Raw genomic sequence first — 17995 nt, forward strand, 5'->3', positions numbered from 1 at the left:
CGCGGGCCGGGTCTGCCTGCTCAACTCGTGCTGAATCCGCCGTTGGAGTGAAGAAGTTGTCCTGTTATCCAGCCTCCGGCGTCGGACATCAGAAATCGGACGAGGTCTGCAGTGTCGCCGGGTGTACCCAGCCGGCCGGCAGGGGTGTGGAGGGTTGTGGCCTGCTTGATCTCCGGTGTCATCCATCCTGTGTCGATCGGTCCTGGGTTGATGACGTTTGCCCTTACGCCGCGTGATCCCAGTTCGACTGCGGCGGCGATGACGATGCGGTCGAGAGCGCCCTTGCTGGCGCCGTACGGAAGATTATGGGCCGCATGGTCGCTGGTGAGTGCGATGATCCGCCCGGTCACCTGACCGACGTCGCGCTGCTCCGGAAGGTGTTCGGCGAACGCTTTGATCAGAAGCCAGGAGGCGCGGGCATTGACGGCGAAATGCCGTTCCCAGCTCTCGATGGTCGTATCGAGGATCGAGCTGTCGACGCTTTCGCAATGCGAGAGCACCAGTCCACGAAGGTCATTTCGCGATGCGGCAGCGTCAACGAGCTGACCGGCCACGTCCGGCGAGGCCAGATCTCCGGGAACCAGGTCGACACGGCTCCCGAGTGCGCGACACTTCTCGGCAATGTCCTGTGGATCGTGCGCTCCGCGAACGAACCCGACGCGTTCGTCATAAGGTGCCCAGTAGCCGATCGTCAGATCCCAACCATCTTCGGCGAGACCCACTGCGAGGCTCGCTCCGATCGACTTGCTCCGGCCGACGCCGGTGATCAACACGGTCCCGCGCTTGTCAGACACTGCTCGCCTCCAGAGACTTTCTGTAGCTGTCGCGGGACTTCCTGCACCTGACGCGCACAGCTCGAGCGGTCAACCGCGGGTGGGGTCACTTCAGTTGGAAGGACCGTTGGAAGGACCGTTGGAAGGACCACTGTATCGGGCGAGCGTGTGCCGTCGGCCCCTCGACCTGGCACGTGTCTTGACACGGCGCTGGTCACAGCGTTTGACTGAGAGACAAGCTCGAGTTGATTCACCCGACTGTGTCCCGGGAGGTTGACCTATGCGCGGCAAGGGGATTGCAGGCAGGGATTTCTCAGGTCACGGCTGTCGACGCGGGGCACAGTTGCCTCGGGGGACCCTCACGGTGCTGGCTTTGGTTGGGGTGTGCGTACTTTCGTTTGGCACCACTCGGATGGCCGGCGCTCAACCGGTCGCAGAGACGGTCGATACCGGGTTCGTGATCCCCTTCGCCGGGGCGCCGGGCTACGAGAGCGTCGCTCCCACACAGATGACCAGTCCGGATCAGCTCAACCAGCCGCTGGGGCAGCAGGTGGCGGACGAGATTGCCGCGCAGATCGGACTCGACAGTTCCGACGCTTTGACCGAGGAGCAGTATCGCGATTTCATCACCGGCGGTGGGATCGGCGGCAATCGCGAGGATGCCGAGGTGATCGACGAATGCGCTCGGATTCTCACCAATACGAACGGGCGGCCCCTCTATTCGGGCACTACGTCGTCGGTTCTGGCCAGTTACGGGTTGTATGTGAATCCCGACGGATTGCTGGAGAGTCCGGCCAACGCGGATGCGCCGACGCGACAGGTGAATACGCTGATCGCCCCTGGTGGTTTCGTGGGCACCTGGTTACGCAACAACGGTGCGACGCACACTCTGATTGCGCTCTATCAGTCGGCATACACGGTGCAAGCGGTCTACGGATTTGCAGCGCAACAGATCTCGGGACAGGCGCAGCTGGTGACCAACACCAAAGGCGATGTGAGTTCGGAGGTCGGCATGTCGATGGCGCCGCCGCTCTGGATAGTGAACTTCGCATTGCTCTACATCTTGAAGCCGTCACTGGCAGCGGCGATGCCTGCACACTGGGCTCCCATTCCGTCGGCCGTTGCCGACGCGGTGAAGGCGAGCCCCACCGGCCAGATCGCGTTCGCTGACTACGCGTCCTACTTCGAGTGATCGGCCTGCCTGACAGCGCTGACGAACTTCTCGATCAAAGCGTGGTCCTTGATGCCGCGAGACGATTCGACGCCGCTGGAGACGTCGACGCCCCAGGCGCCGGTGGCGTCCAGTGCGTCGCGCACGTTGTCCGGGGACAGGCCGCCTGCCAGGATCCACTGGCCGTGGGGACGCGATTGCTGTTGGGCCCAGTTCCACGGCACCCCGGATCCGGCGTCGGCGCCGTCGATCAAGAGTTCATCCTCACCGAGGTCGAGGTTGTAGCCGTCGCGGACCTTGCTGGAGACGACAGCGCGGATGACGGTGAGTCCGGCGTCGTGCAGTCGCTGCACTTGCTCAGCGTCGACAAGATCGTGAACCTGTACGGTACGTAGCCCGGTGATCTGGGCGATCTCGAGAATCTGATCGATCGGGTTGCCGAGAAAGACTCCGATTGCCCGGATGTGATCGGGAATTCGGGCCATCAGTTCGACGGCGAGCGCGGGGTCGACTTTGCGGACGCTCTCGGCGAAGACGAAACCGACGGCATCGACGCCCAGGCCCACCGTGAGGTCGACCGTGTCAACGTCGCGCAGGCCACAGACCTTGATGAATGTCACCTGATACAGAGTACTAGCGTCGTCGTCTAGCCTCGTGCGTGCGACATTTCTACGCGCGAGAGGCTTGACGTGGACTGGCTCTACCGAATCAGTTTGATCTCGGGACCGCTGCCGGTGATCCTGACTGTCCTTGGGGTCCTGGGTGGTGTGTGGCTGCTCGGTTCGAGTGTGCGCTGGTACTACCGCAGAGCGGTGCCGATCGCGGGGCTGATCGCACTGGTGATCATGATCGCCGTGTGGATCACCGTCGAAAAGGTGATCGTGCCGTTTCCTGACCCCATCGAGATGTCGATCTACGTGTGGATCGGTCTCGGTATCTACGCGCTGCTACTTCTCGGGCCGCGAATCAAGGCGGGCGGAACGATCGCGAAGGCGGTGTTGTCCGTCGTTGCGACCGTTCTGGTCATCGTTACCGCCGCGACGCAGATCAATCTGGTCTTCGCGGCCTACCCGACTGTGGGAATTGCGTTCGGACACGACGATTTCGACCGCATTTCACTCAGCGAAGTTCCGGGTCCGACGGATCCTGTCGTCACCGGCGATCCTACGGACACTGTGTGGAAAGCGCCGGAAGGCATGCCGATTCGCGGACGAGTCACGACTTTGCCTGTCCCCGGAACGATTTCGGGATTCTCCGCACGCGATGCCCAGGTGTATCTGCCGCCGTCGTACTTCACCAATCCGCGTCCGCTACTTCCCGTGCTCGTGCTCATGGCAGGTCAGCCGGGCAAGCCCGAGGACTGGCTTCAGGGCGGAAAGCTCACCGCGACAATGGATGCTTTCGCCCGGGATCACGAGGGTTTGGCTCCGGTCGTAGTCATCGCCGACGGAACAGGATCGCAGATGGCCAATCCGCTGTGCACCGACTCGTCGCAGGGCAAGGTCGGCACGTATCTGGCAAAGGACTTGCCCGCTGCGGTGGCGAATGCGTTCCAGATCGACACGAACCCGAGGGCGTGGGCCATCGGCGGGCTCTCTTACGGCGGTACCTGCTCACTGCAGATGGCCACCAACTACCCCGACGTGTATCCGACCTTCCTCGATCTTTCCGGTCAGGTGGAGCCCTCACTCGGTGACCGACAGCGAACCGTCGACGAGATATTCGGGGGTGACGAAGCGGCATTCGTGAAGGTGAATCCGATGGACCTGCTGGCGACCCGGAAGTTCCCGAACTCGGGCGGAGTGTTCGTCGTCGGAACAGATGACAACGAGTTCAAGCCCGGTCAGCAAAAGGTGTACGAAGCGGCCAAAGCGGCCGGAATGGACGCCAGGTATCTCGAGCTTCCCGGTGGTCACAGCTTTTCGGTGTGGTCGGCCGGCGTCGAGCAGGAGTTGGCGTGGATCTCACAGCGGATGGGACTGATCAGCTGAATCCTGTTCCGGTTTTGGAACGTGTTCTATATTCGGTGTGTGGCTGCCGTTCGGCAGTCTCTCGATCGTTCACCGACTGGAGTTCAGGCACATGTACGAATGGTCCGACACCGACCTGATGTTCCGCGACGCCTTGCGCGGCTTTATCGACAAAGAGGTGCGACCTCACGTCGACGAGCTCGAAAGTGGTGCGCTGCCGCCGTTCGACATCATTCGCAAGCTGTACTCGACCTTCGGTCTGGCCGACATGGCACGCGAGGGCCTCGAGAAGTCGTTGGCACGCGAGCGCGGCGATGCGCCCTCCGGTGACGGTGAGAAGTCGAGCGCCTTCAGCGGCGCAGGCAGCATGGGCGTCGTGCTCAACAGCGAGTTGGCCGGAGTCAGTCTCGGCCTCGTCGCGTCGTTGGGCGTGAGCCTCGGATTGGCCGCTGGAACGATCCGCAGTCGCGGCACACTCGCGCAGAAGGAACGCTGGCTCCCCGGCCTGGTGACATTCGAAACCGTCGGCGCCTGGGCGATCACCGAACCGGACTCCGGCTCGGATGCCTTCGGCGGCATGAAGTCCTACGTACGCCGCGACGGCGACGACTACATTCTCAACGGCAACAAGACCTTCATCACCAACGGTCCGTATGCCGACGTGATGATCGTCTACGCAAAGCTCGACGAGGGCGACGCGTCGGTTGATCGTCGTGACCGCAAGGTGCTCGCCTTCATTCTCGACAAGGGCATGGAGGGGCTCACGCAGAGCCCGCCGTTCAAGAAGATGGGAATGAACTCCTCACCCACCGGTGAATTGTTCTTCGACAACGTCCGCATCACCAAGGATCGTCTGCTCGGCGAGACCGAGGACAGCGGAAAGTCGGACGGAAAGTCCAGCGCCAAGGAGAGTTTTGCCGCCGAGCGCATCGGCATCGCGTCCCTGTCTCTCGGCATCATCAACGAATGCCACCGCCTGAGTATCGAATACGCGAAGTCCCGCAAACTGTGGGGACGTGAGATCGGGCAGTTCCAGCTCATCCAGCTCAAGCTGGCCGAGATGGAGGTCGCTCGAATCAACGTGCAGAACATGGTCTTCAACGCGATCGAACGTACCGCGGCCGGAGACAAGGTGAGCCTGGCGGAGGCATCGGCGATGAAGCTGTACTCCTCGCGCGCAGCGACCGAGGTCGCGATGGAAGCCGTGCAACTGTTCGGAGGAAATGGTTACATGGCCGAGTACCGAGTGGAGCAGTTGGCGCGTGATGCCAAGTCGCTCATGATCTATGCGGGCAGCAACGAAATTCAGGTCACCCATATCGCCAAGGGGCTTCTGGGCTGAAACCCGGGACGTCGCCGCGTGGCGTCCGACCGCAGCAGGAACCAGATAGTCTTGCTGCGGTCGGCGACACCGCGCCGACGGATCGGAGTCGGTAATGAATGCGTCAGATCCCACCGCGTCGGATCCCACCGCGTCGGATCCCACCGCGTCGGATCCCACTGCGCAGGATCAGACTGCGCCGGACCCCACAAATGTTCATCCGATGGCCGGGCAACCACGAGTGGTGTTGCTGAAGCCGTTGATCGACAACCCGTTGATCGAGGTAGGGGAGTACACCTACTACGACGATCCGGAGTTCGCCGAAGAGTTCGAGACTCGAAACGTGTTGCATCACTACGGTCCCGACAAACTGGTGATCGGCAAGTTCTGCGCCCTCGCCACTGGTGTCACCTTCATCATGAACGGCGCGAACCATCGTATGAACGGTGTCTCCACCTACCCGTTCCCGATCATGGGCGGTGATTGGACCAGACACATGGACCTGGTGCAGGATCTGCCGTCTCGAGGTGACACCGTCGTCGGGAACGACGTGTGGTTCGGCGGGAACGTGACAGTCATGCCCGGCGTCCGGATCGGGCATGGGGCGATAGTGTCCACTGGCGCAGTCGTCACGCGCGACGTCTTGGACTACGCCATCGTCGGCGGCAACCCGGCCACGGAGATCAAGCGCCGCTTCAGTGCTGAAGACATCGAGAAGCTGGTGCGAATTGCATGGTGGGACTGGCCGATCGAGAAGATCACCCGCCACGTCCGGGTGATCTCGGACGGGAGTGTCGCGGAACTCGAAGCGGTCGAGTGATCTCCTCGCCCGCTAGTTCGTTCGTGTGAGCGAGTAGTTCCGGACGTGAAGCAGAGTGGCGGCGACAAGACCGACAGCAAGACCCGTGGCAGTGAACGTGATCAGGTTCGGTTCGAGGTCGAAGTGGATGATCGCCGATTCGGGGTAGGGGTTTTGCGGGTCACGAGGTTCGGGAAGGACCACCGAATAGAAGGTGGGCGGCCAGATTCGTCCGACGACGGCGACCGTGAGTCCGTAGGCTGTGCCGAAAGCTGAAAGTGCAAGCGGAAGAGTAAATTCTCTACCGCTTGCGTCACGGGCCAGCCGCCATCCCGTCGCATTCAGTGTCGCCGAGACGGCAAAGGCGACAGCGGTTCCGACTATCAGGAACCACGTAGTTGCGGGGAACCAATGTGGTGCGTCGGAGTAGCTGTATCCCTCGATCACCCACATGTATCCGGTCTTGCCGTCCTCCATCGGCGGCGGTGGAGGGGGTTGGATTCCGACATGTTCTGTTCGCGTGGACGGCGTGGCGAATCTCCAGGCGAGCACTCCGAGGACGCTCAGGAGCAATCCGGTCGCGATGAAGACTGCGAAGAGTGGTTCTGCAACGCGGTCGCGAAGCGTCGTGAATCGCATTCGAAGATCGTCTCATCTCAGCCCGAGATCGAGAGTCTTTGTCGGTGGCTTCCATTAGCGTGTGCGCATGACTCTCACACTCGGCATGATCACCTTCGACAGTTTCGATCCCGGTCCCCTCGCAACGTGGTGGGCAGCGCAATTGGGCGGATACATCGTCGAGGAAAACGACGGTTGGTTCTACATCGTCTCGGTCCCTGACAGCGCCACCAACTTCGCTTTCCAGAAGGTCCCGGACCCCACCGCCGGGAAGAACCGCATCCATCTCGATCTGGGGAGTCCGGATCTCGACGCCGAGGTGGAGCGCCTCGTCGAGGCCGGGGCAACTGAGCACCACCGCGAGAACATGGACGGTTTCCGCTGGGTGACGCTCCTCGATCCTGACGGGAATCAGTTCTGCGTGTCCGGTCCGCATGCCTGAGCCGACCGGTCCTGTGCCCACCTGATTCGCGCCCACTGATTTCGGAGACAGTGATTCGGGCATGATGAGGGGCATGACTTCTCAGACTTCTCGGACCGGGGCGGCTTCTCTGACCGGGGCCGACGCAGACGGCCTGTGCAGCTTCGTCGATTCGTCACCGTCGCCGTTCCATGTGTGCGCGACGGTGGCGACCGAGCTGACGGCCGGCGGGTTCGTCGAAGTCCACGAAACGCAGTCGTGGCCCGCCGAGCCCGGACGGTACTTTCTCGTGCGCGGTGGTTCGCTGATCGCCTGGAGCACCGAGGGCCTGGGAAAAACAGTGGGAAACACCGCTCCGTTCCGGATCGTCGGAGGCCACACCGACAGCCCGAATCTGCGGGTCAAACAGCACCCAGACCTCACTTCGGCGGGGTGGCAGATGGTGGGTCTCGAACCGTACGGCGGTGCGTGGCTGAACTCCTGGCTCGACCGCGATCTCGGTATCTCCGGCCGAGTGAGTGTTCGGGTGGGAAACACTGTGGAGCAGAAGCTGGTTCGCATCGACGACCCGATTCTTCGTGTTCCGCAGCTGGCTATCCACCTGTCCGAAGATCGCAAGGGCGTGACGCTGGATCCGCAGCGGCATGTCAACGGAATCTGGGGAGTGGGTTCGAAACCCAAGTCGTTCATCGGTTTTGTCGCCGAGCGTGCGGACGTGGCCGCGTCGTCGGTTCTCGGCTGGGAATTGATGACACACGACCTTGCACCCAGCACAGTGGTGGGGGTGGACAAGGAATTGGTCAGCGCCCCTCGGCTCGACAATCAAGGCACGTGTTATGCAGGGACACAAGCGCTTCTGGCCGCAACCGATTCGCCGGGAGAGCAGATTCCGGTGCTTGCGCTCTTCGATCACGAAGAGGTCGGCAGCATGTCCGATCGCGGAGCTTTCTCGGACTTGCTGAACACCGTTCTCGAGCGGATCGTGTTGGGGCGCGGTGGTGGCCGCGAAGAATTCCTGCAGGCGATGGCAGGCTCGGTGTGCGCGTCTGGCGACATGGCGCACGCGACGCACCCCAACTACCCGGACCGCCACGAGCCCGCCCATCGGATCGAGATCAACGGTGGGCCGGTACTCAAGGTCAACCAGAACCTGCGATACGCCACCGATGCTGCCGGTGCAGGCGAATTCGCGCTTGCCTGCGACCAGGCGGGGGTGCCGATGCAGCGCTACGTCCACCGCGCCGATCTGCCGTGCGGCTCAACCATCGGACCCATCACGGCATCGCGCACCGGGCTGTCCACCGTCGACGTCGGCGCGCCTCAACTCGCGATGCACTCGGCCCGCGAGCTGATGGGCGCGGCAGACGTCCGCATGTATGCCGACGCGCTCGGTGCCTTCCTCACGCCGCGAAGTTAAGAGCTGGGAGTCAGAGAGCAGGGAGCCCAGTGGGTGCAGCCGGTAGATCCTCGAAGAAGTCGGCGCTCGGTGTGAAGAACATCGAGCCCGTCACGGCCGTCGAGAAGTCGAGCAGTCGGTCGTAGTTGCCGCGAGGGTTGCCGAGAAACATGTTCTCGAGCATCCGTTCCGTGATCGCCGGCGTGCGGCAGTAGCCGATGAAAATCGTGCCGATCTCGTCGTCACCGAGGCGCCCGTACGGCATGTTGGCGCGCAGGATCTCGAGAGCCTTGCCGTTCTCGTCCTTGATCGCGTTGAGGGCGACGTGCGAGTTGGCCGGCTTCACGTCGGACGTCATCTCGATGTCCTCGAGCTTGCTGCGTCCGATGACACGCTCCTGCTCGTCGACGGTGATTGCTTCCCAGTCCCGCATCTTGTGGATGTAGCGCTGGATGTGGACGTAGCTGCCGCCGGCGAACTCGGGATCCTCGTCGCCGACCGTCACCGCGGCGACGGCGTCGCGGCCCACCGGATTCTCGGTGCCGTCGACGAAGCCGATGAGGTCGCGGTTCTCGAAGTACTGGAAGCCGTGAACCTCGTCGACCACCGTGGCCGCGCCGTGCAGTCGCTTCGTGATCTGCCGAGCCACCTCGAAACACGCGTCCATGCTCATCGCGCGGATGTGGAAGAGCAGATCGCCGGGAGTCGACGGCGCCGAGTGAACATCACCCTGCAAAGCGGTGAACGGGTGCAGCAGCGCAGGGCGCGGACCGGCGAACAGTCGATCCCAAGCCAGGGAACCGATGCTCGTCACGACGTCCAGACCTGATCCGGGGACACGCAGCCCCACGGCCCGTTGCAGTCCCGCGACATCGGCGAGCAGTCCTCGTGTGGTGTTCTCGCCACCCGGATTCACGGTCGCGACCAGGAAAATTGCAGCCGGAGTGAGGGGAGTGGTCACCGACTGGGACTGTGCCGTGAGGTCGGACTGACGAACATCCTGGGGCATGCGAGACCTTTCGAGGAAAACAATGAACCGGCCTGACCTTAAGAAAACCGACCGGATTACCCAAACCGGGGCGGGTGTGACCGGCGATACTTCGCAGGCCCGGCCGTGTCGCGGGTGCTGCCGTCTGCGGAAGTCGTCGGCCCACACCGATAGACTGTCCCCCGGCACGTTCTTTCGTTGGGCACATTCGTGGTGTCCCGCTCCGCGCCGGCTTGCCTCTTGACTCCCGTAGGGAAGGGACCACTCTCCAGTGTCTGCTCACCAGGTCGATACCGTCACGCACGCATCGGCTGATCCCGATGCCGCTCAGCCGTTCAAGGAGCTCGGTCTCAAGGACGACGAATACGCACGCATCAAGGAGATCCTGGGCCGCCGTCCCACGGACGCCGAACTGGCGATGTACTCGGTGATGTGGAGCGAGCACTGCTCGTACAAGTCCTCGAAGGTCCACCTCGGATACTTCGGCAAGACCACCACCGACGAGATGCGCGCCAACATGCTGGCCGGTATCGGTGAGAACGCCGGCGTTGTCGACATCGGCGACGGCTGGGCAGTCACGTTCAAGGTCGAGAGCCACAACCACCCGTCGTACGTCGAGCCCTACCAGGGTGCGGCAACCGGCGTCGGTGGCATCGTCCGCGACATCATGGCCATGGGTGCTCGTCCGATCGCCGTCATGGATCAGCTTCGGTTCGGTGCTGCTGACGCCCCCGATACCCGTCGCGTCGTCGACGGTGTCGTGCGTGGTGTCGGTGGATACGGAAACTCTCTCGGCCTGCCGAACATCGGCGGCGAGACGGTCTTCGACGAGTCCTATGCCGGTAACCCGCTGGTCAACGCCCTCGCTGCCGGCGTCATGCGCGTCGAGGATCTGCATCTGGCCTTCGCTTCGGGTGCAGGCAACAAGATCATCCTGTTCGGCGCACGCACCGGTCTCGACGGCATCGGCGGCGTCTCGGTCCTCGCGTCGGCAACCTTCGACGACGAGGGTGGAGACACCGGCGGACGTAAGAAGCTCCCTGCGGTTCAGGTTGGCGACCCCTTCACCGAGAAGGTGCTCATCGAGTGCTGTCTCGACCTCTACAAGGCCGGCCTCGTTGTCGGCATCCAGGACCTCGGCGGCGCCGGGCTGTCCTGCGCCACCTCCGAGTTGGCTGCAGCCGGTGACGGCGGCATGCACATCAACCTCGAGAAGGTTCCGATGCGCGCCACCGGCATGACCCCGGCCGAGGTGCTCTCGAGCGAATCACAGGAGCGCATGTGCGCCGTGGTCACGCCCGAGAACGTCGATGCGTTCATGGAGGTCTGCAAGAAGTGGGACGTCCTGGCCACCGACATCGGCGAGGTCACCGACGGTGAGCACCTCACCATCTCCTGGCACGGCGAGACCGTCGTCGACGTTCCCCCGCGCACCGTCGCTCACGAAGGCCCGGTCTACCACCGTCCCGTCGAGCGTCCGGCAAGCCAGGACGCGTTGATCGCGAACACGACCGCCGGACTGAAGCGTCCCGAAACCGACGCCGAGCTCGAAGCGACCCTGCTGAAGATGATCGCCTCGCCTGCCCTGTGCAGCCGCAAGTGGATCACCGAGCAGTACGACCGCTACGTCCGCGGCAACACCGTCCTGGCCGAGAACGCCGACGGTGGCGTCATCCGCATCGACGAGAAGACCGGACGCGGAATCGCACTGTCCACCGACGCTTCGGGCCGGTACACCGCGCTCGACCCGTACACCGGTGCGCAGCTCGCATTGGCCGAGGCTTTCCGCAACGTGGCAGTCACGGGCGCAACGCCCAAGGCCGTCTCCAACTGCCTCAACTTCGGTTCGCCCGAGGACCCGGGTGTCATGTGGCAGTTCCAGCAGGCTGTTCGCGGCCTCGCCGACGGTTGCGCCACCCTCGGCATCCCCGTCACCGGCGGCAACGTCAGCTTCTACAACCAGACCGGAACCACGCCGATCCTGCCGACGCCGGTGGTTGCCGTCCTCGGTGTGATCGACGACGTTCACCGCCGTATCCCGACGGGCCTCGGACTCGAGCCCGGCGAGACGCTGATCCTGCTCGGCGATACCCACGACGAGTTCGACGGTTCCATCTGGTCGCAGGTCGAGCACGGTCATCTCGGTGGCGTGCCGCCGAAGGTCGACCTCGCTCGTGAGCAGCTGCTTGCGGACATCCTGCTCGCTTCTTCGCGTGACGGACTGGTCACCGCAGCTCACGACCTCTCCGAGGGTGGACTGGCCCAGGCTGTGGTCGAAGCTGCGCTGGCCGGCGAAACCGGTTGCCGCATCCTGATTCCCGAGGGTGCCGATCCGTTCGTGACCCTGTTCTCGGAATCGTCCGGACGGGTCCTCGTGGCAGTGCCGCGCACCGAGGAGACCCGCTTCACCGGTATGTGCACCGCTCGCGGCTTGCCGTGGACGCGTATCGGGGTCGTCGACGAGGGCAGCGACTCCGTCGAGGTCCAGGGACACTTCTCCGTCACGATGGCCAAGCTCCGTGAGGCCTTCGAGGGAACGCTGCCCGCACTGTTCGGGTGATAGATGGTCGATTCCGGAGAACTGACTACTTCTGACAGCCAGCCGCAGGAACATCACCTGCGGCTGGCTGTTCCCGCATCTCTCGAGAAGTTCGACAACCGCTTCACCGAGTGGGCGTGGGGGCTCCTCAAACTCGACTTCACCGGCATCGCGTTTGCCGCGTTCTTCTTCTGCTGGTCGTTGACTCCTTCGCTGTTACCGCGAGATTGGCTGTTCCAAGGTCTTATCGGCGGCATCAACTCGGCCATCGGTTACGGCGTCGGTACCGCGATCGGTTGGGCTGTCGAGCGATACCTGCTCAGCGGTCGACGGTGGTGGCCCCTGCCTGAGCCGGTGCCATCCGCGATCAAGGTCTTCGTTCCGGTCGCATCCATCGTCGCGGCGATCATCATGCTGGTCTACGCGGCCGGGTGGCAACGCGAAATCGCGGCGCTGACCGACGCCGAAGGTACGACCACCTCGGGCTACATCCGAACCCTCGGACTGAGCCTGCTCGTGGGTGGTCTGCTCATCTCGATCTGGCGGGTCCTCCACGATCTGGTGAAACTGATTGCCCGACAGTTGATGCGGCGGTTCCACTGGTCGCGGTCGGTCGCCAATGGTGTCGGCGTCCTGGTCGTCACTGTTCTGTTCTTCATGCTGGTCGACGGCGTCCTCGTCCGTGGAATCTACGCCGCGACCAACTCGATCTTCAGTCTGCAGAACTCGACCACTCGCGACGGCGTCGTCGAACCGCAGGATCCGATGAAATCGGGTAGCCCCGAATCTGCGGCTCCCTGGGACACATTGGGGTTCGAGGGGCGCAACTTCGTCTCGCGTGGACTCGATGCCCAGGAACTCGAGGCGGCAACCGGTAAGCCTGCGATGGATCCGATTCGCGTCTATGCCGGGCTCGAAAGTGCCGAAGATCCCGAAGAACGCATGGATCTGGTCATCAAAGAACTGGAGAGGACCGGCGCCTTCCAGCGCAAGGTTCTCGTGGTCATTCCGACGACAGGTACGGGGTGGGTCAATCCCACTGCGGCACAGGCAATCGAGCTTGTACACGGCGGCGACACTGCTCTTGTCGCCAGCCAGTACTCGTACCTGCCGAGTTGGATCTCGTTCCTCGCCGACCAGGAGAAGGCGCAAGCTGCCGGTCGCCTGTTGATCGAGCGGGTACACGAAAGATGGCTCCAGGAACCGGAAGCCACCAGACCGAAGTTCATGGTCTACGGCGAGAGCCTCGGCGTCATGGCCGGCGCCGGCGCCTTCGACACCCTGCAAGCGGCGCGCGATACCGCCGACGGAATTCTGTGGGTAGGTCCACCGAACGCGACGCAGTTGTGGCGTTCGATCGAGAAGAGGCGCGATCCAGGCACTCCCGAAGTGGCGCCCGTGTACGCGGACGGTCTGGCCGGAGTCCGGTTCGCGGATCGCTCCGAAGACATTCCGGCCGACGGGATGACGTGGCCGCAGCCGCGGGTTCTGTTTGTCCAGCACCCTTCCGATCCGGTGGTGTGGTGGTCGCCCGACCTCATGTTCAACCGGCCCGAGTGGCTCAAGGAAGTACCGGGATTCGACCGCTCACCGTCGATGAAGTGGTTCCCGGTCGTGACGTTCTGGCAGGTGTCCGCCGACCTCGGTAACGCCGCGGGAGTTCCGGACGGTCACGGTCACAATTACGGAACCTCCGTTCTGGACGCCTGGATCAGCGTTGCCCAGCCCGAGGGATGGACGGCCGCAGAAACCGAGCGGGTTCGGTCGGCATTGGTCGTCGCCGTGAAATCCGAGGGTCCCGAGAAGTGAGGGGAGTCGCTTCGATCGGGCTTTCCGCCGCCGCGATCACCTGGAGCAACGTCGTGCTTCCGGCATTCGGTCTTTCGCCCCGCGCTCGCGCCGTGGTCAACACCGCGGCGGGTCTGTCCGCCATCGGGGTCTTACTCGCACGTGGTTACACCCGTGAGGAACTCGGTCTGGCGCACACCGGAATTCGTGGTGGTGCTCAGTTCGGCGGAGCCGCGGCCGGGGCGGTCCTCACCGGCTACAGCGTCGCTTTGGTTGTTCCCTCCTTGCGTGCGACTCTCGCTGCCGACGAGCGAGCCGACGGCCGCGAAGACTTCCTCGAATGGATCATCCTGCACATCCCGTTCGGCACGGTCCTTTCCGAGGAACTGTTGTTCCGTAGCGCGATGTCCGCAGTCTGGAACCGCGAACTGAACAGACCGACCGCGCAGGCTGTTCACGCACTGACTTTCGGGTTGTGGCACGTCGCCCCCGCCCGCGGTGCCGGCGACAACGTTCCCGCTGCAGTGGCATTCACCGGGGCCTCCGCAGTGCTGTTCGAGTGGCTGCATCGCAGAGGCGGCAGCGTGCTTGCCCCCGCCCTGCTGCACCTGGCCACCAATGTCGGTGGCGCACTGGCCGTTCGTATCGCTACTCGCAGACAGGGAGTGAACTGATGCCGCCCCGCCGCGCCGTCGACCCCGCCGAATTTCGTGCCGCCGTCCTGGCAGTCGGCCCGTGGCTTCGAGATCCGGATCTTCCGAAGCCGTCTCGCAGTGAACTCGGCGCCGCAGTGAAGATGAGTGCGCGCACTCTCGAGCAGATCGCCCCCGGATCGAGCGTCGAGGTGCGGGTCCCGCCGTTTGTTGCGGTGCAGTGCATCGAAGGACCGCGGCACACCCGCGGAACTCCACCCAACGTCGTCGAGACGGACGCTCGTACCTGGTTGCAGATGGTCACCGGACTCCTGGAGTTCTCCGAGGCCGCAGGTGACGGACGAGTCGACGCGTCAGGTAGCCGCGCCCCAGAAATAGCGCACTGGCTCCCACTGCTCCGGTTGGCGCAGTAAACAGAGACCACCCGGTTCGCTTCAGGGTGATCTGCGACCCAAGGCTGCCCTCAGGGGAACTGGGTCCCAAAATGGCCGTAGACTGTGGATGCCCCCCAACCCCTGCCCACAAAGGGAGCGCCCGGTGACTCGTGCCGATCTGTCGGTCAACAGTCCAAATCTCCTCGCTTCGAACCCGTCCGACGAGGACGAGAACGAGCCCCGCGAAGAATGCGGTGTATTCGGCGTCTGGGCGCCGGGAGAGGATGTGGCGAAGCTCACTTATTACGGCCTGTACGCACTTCAGCACCGTGGTCAAGAAGCTGCCGGCATTGCGGTAGCCGACGGCTCCCAGGTGTTGGTGTTCAAGGATCTCGGCCTGGTCAGCCAGGTATTCGACGAGCAGACCCTCGCAGCGATGCCAGGACATGTCGCCGTCGGACATTGCCGTTATTCGACGACCGGTTCCACGACGTGGGAGAACGCGCAGCCCATCTTCCGTACCACCACTGCCGGTACCGGAATCGCGCTCGGCCACAACGGCAACCTGGTCAACACCGCTGAACTCGCGAGCCGCACCCGTGCAGCCGGCCTGGTCAACGACAAGCGCCCCAATGCCGCGACGTCCGACTCCGACCTCATCGGTGGTCTCCTGGCACACGCTGCCGGCGACAGCACCATCGAGCAGGCCGCGATGGAATTGCTGCCCACGTTGGAGGGTGCGTTCTGCCTCACCTTCATGGACGAGCACACGCTGTACGCAGCTCGTGACCCACACGGCATCCGCCCGCTCTGCCTGGGCCGGCTCGACCGCGGTTGGGTGGTCGCCAGCGAGACCGCAGCCCTCGACATCGTCGGTGCATCGTTCGTCCGCGACATCGAACCCGGCGAGCTTCTCGCGATCGACGCCGACGGCGTCCGCTCCTCGCGTTTCGCGAACCCGACGCCCAAGGGCTGTGTCTTCGAGTACGTCTACCTCGCGCGTCCCGACAGCGTCATCGGTGGCCGTTCGGTTCACTCGACCCGAGTCGAGATCGGCCGCCTGCTCGCCAGCGAGCACCCCGCCGAAGGTGACCTGGTCATCCCCGTTCCCGAGTCCGGCACCCCCGCCGCCGTCGGTTACGCACAGGGCTCAGGCATTCCTTACGGCCAGGGTTTGATGAAGAACGCCTACGTCGGCCGTACCTTCATCCAGCCGTCGCAGACGATCCGTCAGCTCGGCATCAGGCTCAAGCTCAACCCGCTCAAGGAAGTCATCCGCGGCAAGCGCCTTGTGGTGGTGGACGATTCGATCGTCCGCGGCAACACCCAGCGTGCGCTCATCCGGATGCTCCGCGAAGCCGGCGCCCTCGAAATTCACGTCCGTATCGCCTCGCCGCCGGTCAAGTGGCCCTGCTTCTACGGCATCGACTTCGCCTCGCCGGCCGAATTGATTGCCAACGGCGCAGGCGGACAGGATGCGACGTTCGAGGAAATGCTCGACGGTGTGCGTCGTTCCATCGGAGCGGACACGCTCGGATACATCTCCACCGAAGGCATGATCGCCGCCACCGAGCAGCCGGCCAGCCGCCTGTGCGCCGCCTGCTTCGACGGGACCTACCCGATCGCGCTTCCCAAGGAAACCTCGATCGGCAAGAACGTCCTCGAGGGGATGCTCGAGAGCACCGCAGGTTCGTCGGCTACTCGCGACAACGACAACGCGAGCGCGCTCAGCCGCCCCTGAACACCGAAAGCTGCAAAGCACCGAAAATCGATAGCCGAGAATCTGCCGTCCACAACTTGTGGGCGGCAGATTTTCTGTTCCACGACTTTCCGTTCGACGACACGGCATACGTCGTGAGCATCTGGCATAGTGCCCTCCGTGGCGCAACTGAGAATGGACGGGCACCGGGTACTGGTCGCAGACCTGGTGGGGGACACCATCAAAGCGATCAACGGTTCGATGGTGGCGTACGAGGGTGCGATCACCTTCAAGAATGCCGGAATGGGCGGTGGCGGAGGGTTACGTGCCGCGCTGAAACAGAAGGCGGCAGGTGAATCGCTGTCCCTGATGGAAGTCAGCGGACAAGGCACCGTCTACTTCGCGGTCGACGCCCAGGACATCACGATCATCGAGCTCAACAACGATGCCTTGCACGTCGAAGCCTCGCAATTGCTCGCACTGGTGGGACAACTGCGAACCGACGTGAAGTTTGCCGGTCTCCGCGGCGCAGGTTCCGGACAGGGCTTGTTCACGACGGTCGTCAGCGGCACCGGTCTGGTGGCCGTGCTGTCGAAGGGTGGACCGATCATCGCGCTCGAAGTCAGCCCGCAGTATCCGCTGGTTGCCGATCCCGACGCCTTCGTCGCTCACCGCGGCCAGCTCAACCAGAGCTTCGTCACCGACGTCACCTGGCGCTCCGCGATCGGCGGTGGCAGCGGTGAAGCGTTCTCGCTGCGATTCGACGGATCCGGAGTCGTCTACATCCAGCCCGAGGAGCGCTGAACCATGCCGTTGGAATTGGTGAACAGCAAGGTCGTCAAGTCGACCCTCGCGCCGGGACAGAACGTGCTCGCCCGCACCGGGTCGATGCTTTACTACACCGGCGACGTCCGCTTCATCCCGCACAGCATGGGCGGTGGGCCGGGCGCCATGCCGAACATGGGCGGTATCGCCGGGATGGCCGGCCGCATGATGTCCGGCGAACACGCACGCATGATGGCGGCCGAAGGAAATGGTGAAGTCTTCTACGGCCACGCCGGTTTGTACGTCGAGGTGATCCACCTCGACGGTTCGTCGATGCTCACGGTCGAAGCCGACCGGCTCCTCGCACACGACGGGTACCTCCAGAGCTCGATAGTCGCACTCACGTCCCAGGGCGGTGTGCGCGGAGCAGTACGAGGCGCCATGACCGGTCAAGGACTGTTCACGACGCAATTGCACGGACAGGGAAGCGTCGCGGTCCTCTCGCACGGGGGTGCGATTCCGTTGCAGGTCGGTCCCAACAACCCTCAGGTCGTCGTCGACCCGCAGGCATACGTGTGCCACATCGGTCAGATAAACGTCGACATCTCCGCGAACGTCGGCTGGCGCGAGGCCGTCGGCAAGGGCTCGGGGGAGTCCATCCAGCTGAAGATGACCGGCGCCGGCACCGTCTGGGTCCAGGCGTCCGAGCAGAAGTTCTGA

General features: G+C 63.6%; 17 protein-coding genes. 13 read left to right on the forward strand and 4 right to left on the reverse strand.

The annotated features are described in order from the left end of the window. Positions 1–20 precede the first annotated feature (20 nt). Positions 21–794, reverse strand: a complete 774-nt coding sequence (locus tag G8767_RS02355) for an SDR family oxidoreductase (protein WP_166809229.1) — start codon at positions 792–794, stop codon at positions 21–23. Between the two features lie 259 nt (positions 795–1053). On the opposite strand from G8767_RS02355, the gene G8767_RS02360 reads away from it, so the two are divergent. Continuing rightward, a complete protein-coding gene (locus G8767_RS02360) occupies positions 1054–1965 on the forward strand; it encodes a hypothetical protein (RefSeq protein ID WP_166809230.1) in 912 nt (303 codons plus the stop codon). Here G8767_RS02360 and G8767_RS02365 read toward each other — a convergent pair. Beyond that, the gene (locus tag G8767_RS02365) at positions 1953–2564 is read right to left on the reverse strand and encodes a phosphoribosylanthranilate isomerase (RefSeq protein WP_166809231.1); all 612 of its coding nucleotides are present in this window, start codon (positions 2562–2564) and stop codon (positions 1953–1955) included. The two genes, G8767_RS02360 and G8767_RS02365, sit on opposite strands and share 13 nt — an antisense overlap. Positions 2565–2633: 69 nt before the next feature. Here G8767_RS02365 and G8767_RS02370 point away from each other — a divergent pair, with 69 nt between their 5' ends. The 3 genes from G8767_RS02370 (at position 2634) to G8767_RS02380 (ending at position 6055) form a co-directional block, all read left to right on the forward strand. Beyond that, positions 2634–3935, forward strand: a complete 1302-nt coding sequence (locus G8767_RS02370; protein WP_124567697.1) for an alpha/beta hydrolase-fold protein — start codon at positions 2634–2636, stop codon at positions 3933–3935. Between the two features lie 91 nt (positions 3936–4026). Then, positions 4027–5256, forward strand: a complete 1230-nt coding sequence (locus tag G8767_RS02375; protein WP_007733810.1) for an acyl-CoA dehydrogenase family protein — start codon at positions 4027–4029, stop codon at positions 5254–5256. Between the two features lie 202 nt (positions 5257–5458). Continuing rightward, complete coding sequence (locus tag G8767_RS02380) at positions 5459–6055, forward strand: CatB-related O-acetyltransferase (RefSeq protein WP_166809477.1); 597 nt, start codon at positions 5459–5461, stop codon at positions 6053–6055. 12 nt (positions 6056–6067) lie between these two features. On the opposite strand, the gene G8767_RS02385 is transcribed toward G8767_RS02380, so the two are convergent. After that, positions 6068–6673 (reverse strand): hypothetical protein, encoded by a 606-nt coding sequence (locus tag G8767_RS02385; protein ID WP_166809232.1) that lies wholly within the window; start codon positions 6671–6673, stop codon positions 6068–6070. A 67-nt stretch (positions 6674–6740) separates the two neighbouring features. Between G8767_RS02385 and G8767_RS02390 the strand changes: the two genes are divergently transcribed. Both G8767_RS02390 and G8767_RS02395 read left to right on the forward strand, forming a co-directional pair. Beyond that, positions 6741–7094, forward strand: coding sequence for a VOC family protein (locus G8767_RS02390; protein ID WP_166809233.1), 354 nt, complete (start codon positions 6741–6743; stop codon positions 7092–7094). A gap of 64 nt (positions 7095–7158) precedes the next feature. After that, a complete protein-coding gene (locus G8767_RS02395; protein WP_166809478.1) occupies positions 7159–8490 on the forward strand; it encodes a M18 family aminopeptidase in 1332 nt (443 codons plus the stop codon). A gap of 10 nt (positions 8491–8500) precedes the next feature. Here the strand turns inward: G8767_RS02395 and G8767_RS02400 are convergent, their stop codons facing one another. Further along, positions 8501–9478, reverse strand: a complete 978-nt coding sequence (locus G8767_RS02400; RefSeq protein ID WP_166809234.1) for a Dyp-type peroxidase — start codon at positions 9476–9478, stop codon at positions 8501–8503. Positions 9479–9728: 250 nt separating this feature from the next. Between G8767_RS02400 and purL the strand changes: the two genes are divergently transcribed. The 7 genes from purL to G8767_RS02435 all read left to right on the forward strand — a co-directional run bounded on the left by purL (position 9729) and on the right by G8767_RS02435 (position 17995). Further along, positions 9729–12017 (forward strand): phosphoribosylformylglycinamidine synthase subunit PurL, encoded by a 2289-nt coding sequence (gene purL / locus G8767_RS02405; protein ID WP_166809235.1) that lies wholly within the window; start codon positions 9729–9731, stop codon positions 12015–12017. Positions 12018–12020: 3 nt separating this feature from the next. Beyond that, positions 12021–13805, forward strand: a complete 1785-nt coding sequence (locus G8767_RS02410) for an alpha/beta hydrolase (RefSeq protein WP_124567693.1) — start codon at positions 12021–12023, stop codon at positions 13803–13805. Beyond that, positions 13802–14458 carry a type II CAAX endopeptidase family protein gene (locus tag G8767_RS02415; protein WP_095968667.1) on the forward strand — a complete coding sequence of 219 codons (657 nt, stop codon included), beginning with the start codon at positions 13802–13804 and terminating at the stop codon, positions 14456–14458. The genes G8767_RS02410 and G8767_RS02415 overlap by 4 nt, the downstream gene beginning before the upstream one ends. Beyond that, positions 14458–14850: a sterol carrier family protein gene (locus tag G8767_RS02420; RefSeq protein WP_124567691.1), complete on the forward strand. Its 393-nt coding sequence runs from the start codon at positions 14458–14460 to the stop codon at positions 14848–14850. The genes G8767_RS02415 and G8767_RS02420 overlap by 1 nt, the downstream gene beginning before the upstream one ends. A gap of 124 nt (positions 14851–14974) precedes the next feature. Continuing rightward, positions 14975–16552, forward strand: a complete 1578-nt coding sequence (gene purF, locus G8767_RS02425) for an amidophosphoribosyltransferase (RefSeq protein WP_166809236.1) — start codon at positions 14975–14977, stop codon at positions 16550–16552. 153 nt (positions 16553–16705) lie between these two features. After that, entirely contained in the window at positions 16706–17314 is a 609-nt protein-coding gene (locus tag G8767_RS02430; RefSeq protein WP_003940441.1) for an AIM24 family protein, read from the forward strand. Between the two features lie 3 nt (positions 17315–17317). After that, on the forward strand, positions 17318–17995 hold the full coding sequence (locus tag G8767_RS02435) for an AIM24 family protein (RefSeq protein WP_003939918.1): 678 nt from the start codon (positions 17318–17320) through the stop codon (positions 17993–17995).

Source organism: Rhodococcus sp. IC4_135 (genome assembly GCF_011602025.1).
GTDB lineage: Bacteria > Actinomycetota > Actinomycetes > Mycobacteriales > Mycobacteriaceae > Rhodococcus_F > Rhodococcus_F baikonurensis.

Bases quoted from the DNA above. Each gene is read 5' to 3' on its own strand.
- G8767_RS02360 (WP_166809230.1), top strand. From the start codon at position 1,054: ATGCGCGGCAAGGGGATTGCAGGCAGGGATTTCTCAGGTCACGGCTGT.
- G8767_RS02375 (WP_007733810.1), top strand. From the start codon at position 4,027: ATGTACGAATGGTCCGACACCGACCTGATGTTCCGCGACGCCTTGCGC.
- G8767_RS02380 (WP_166809477.1), top strand. From the start codon at position 5,459: ATGGCCGGGCAACCACGAGTGGTGTTGCTGAAGCCGTTGATCGACAAC.
- G8767_RS02385 (WP_166809232.1), bottom strand. From the start codon at position 6,673: ATGCGATTCACGACGCTTCGCGACCGCGTTGCAGAACCACTCTTCGCA.
- G8767_RS02390 (WP_166809233.1), top strand. From the start codon at position 6,741: ATGACTCTCACACTCGGCATGATCACCTTCGACAGTTTCGATCCCGGT.
- G8767_RS02395 (WP_166809478.1), top strand. From the start codon at position 7,159: ATGAGGGGCATGACTTCTCAGACTTCTCGGACCGGGGCGGCTTCTCTG.
- G8767_RS02400 (WP_166809234.1), bottom strand. From the start codon at position 9,478: ATGCCCCAGGATGTTCGTCAGTCCGACCTCACGGCACAGTCCCAGTCG.
- G8767_RS02410 (WP_124567693.1), top strand. From the start codon at position 12,021: ATGGTCGATTCCGGAGAACTGACTACTTCTGACAGCCAGCCGCAGGAA.
- G8767_RS02420 (WP_124567691.1), top strand. From the start codon at position 14,458: ATGCCGCCCCGCCGCGCCGTCGACCCCGCCGAATTTCGTGCCGCCGTC.
- G8767_RS02430 (WP_003940441.1), top strand. From the start codon at position 16,706: ATGGACGGGCACCGGGTACTGGTCGCAGACCTGGTGGGGGACACCATC.
- G8767_RS02435 (WP_003939918.1), top strand. From the start codon at position 17,318: ATGCCGTTGGAATTGGTGAACAGCAAGGTCGTCAAGTCGACCCTCGCG.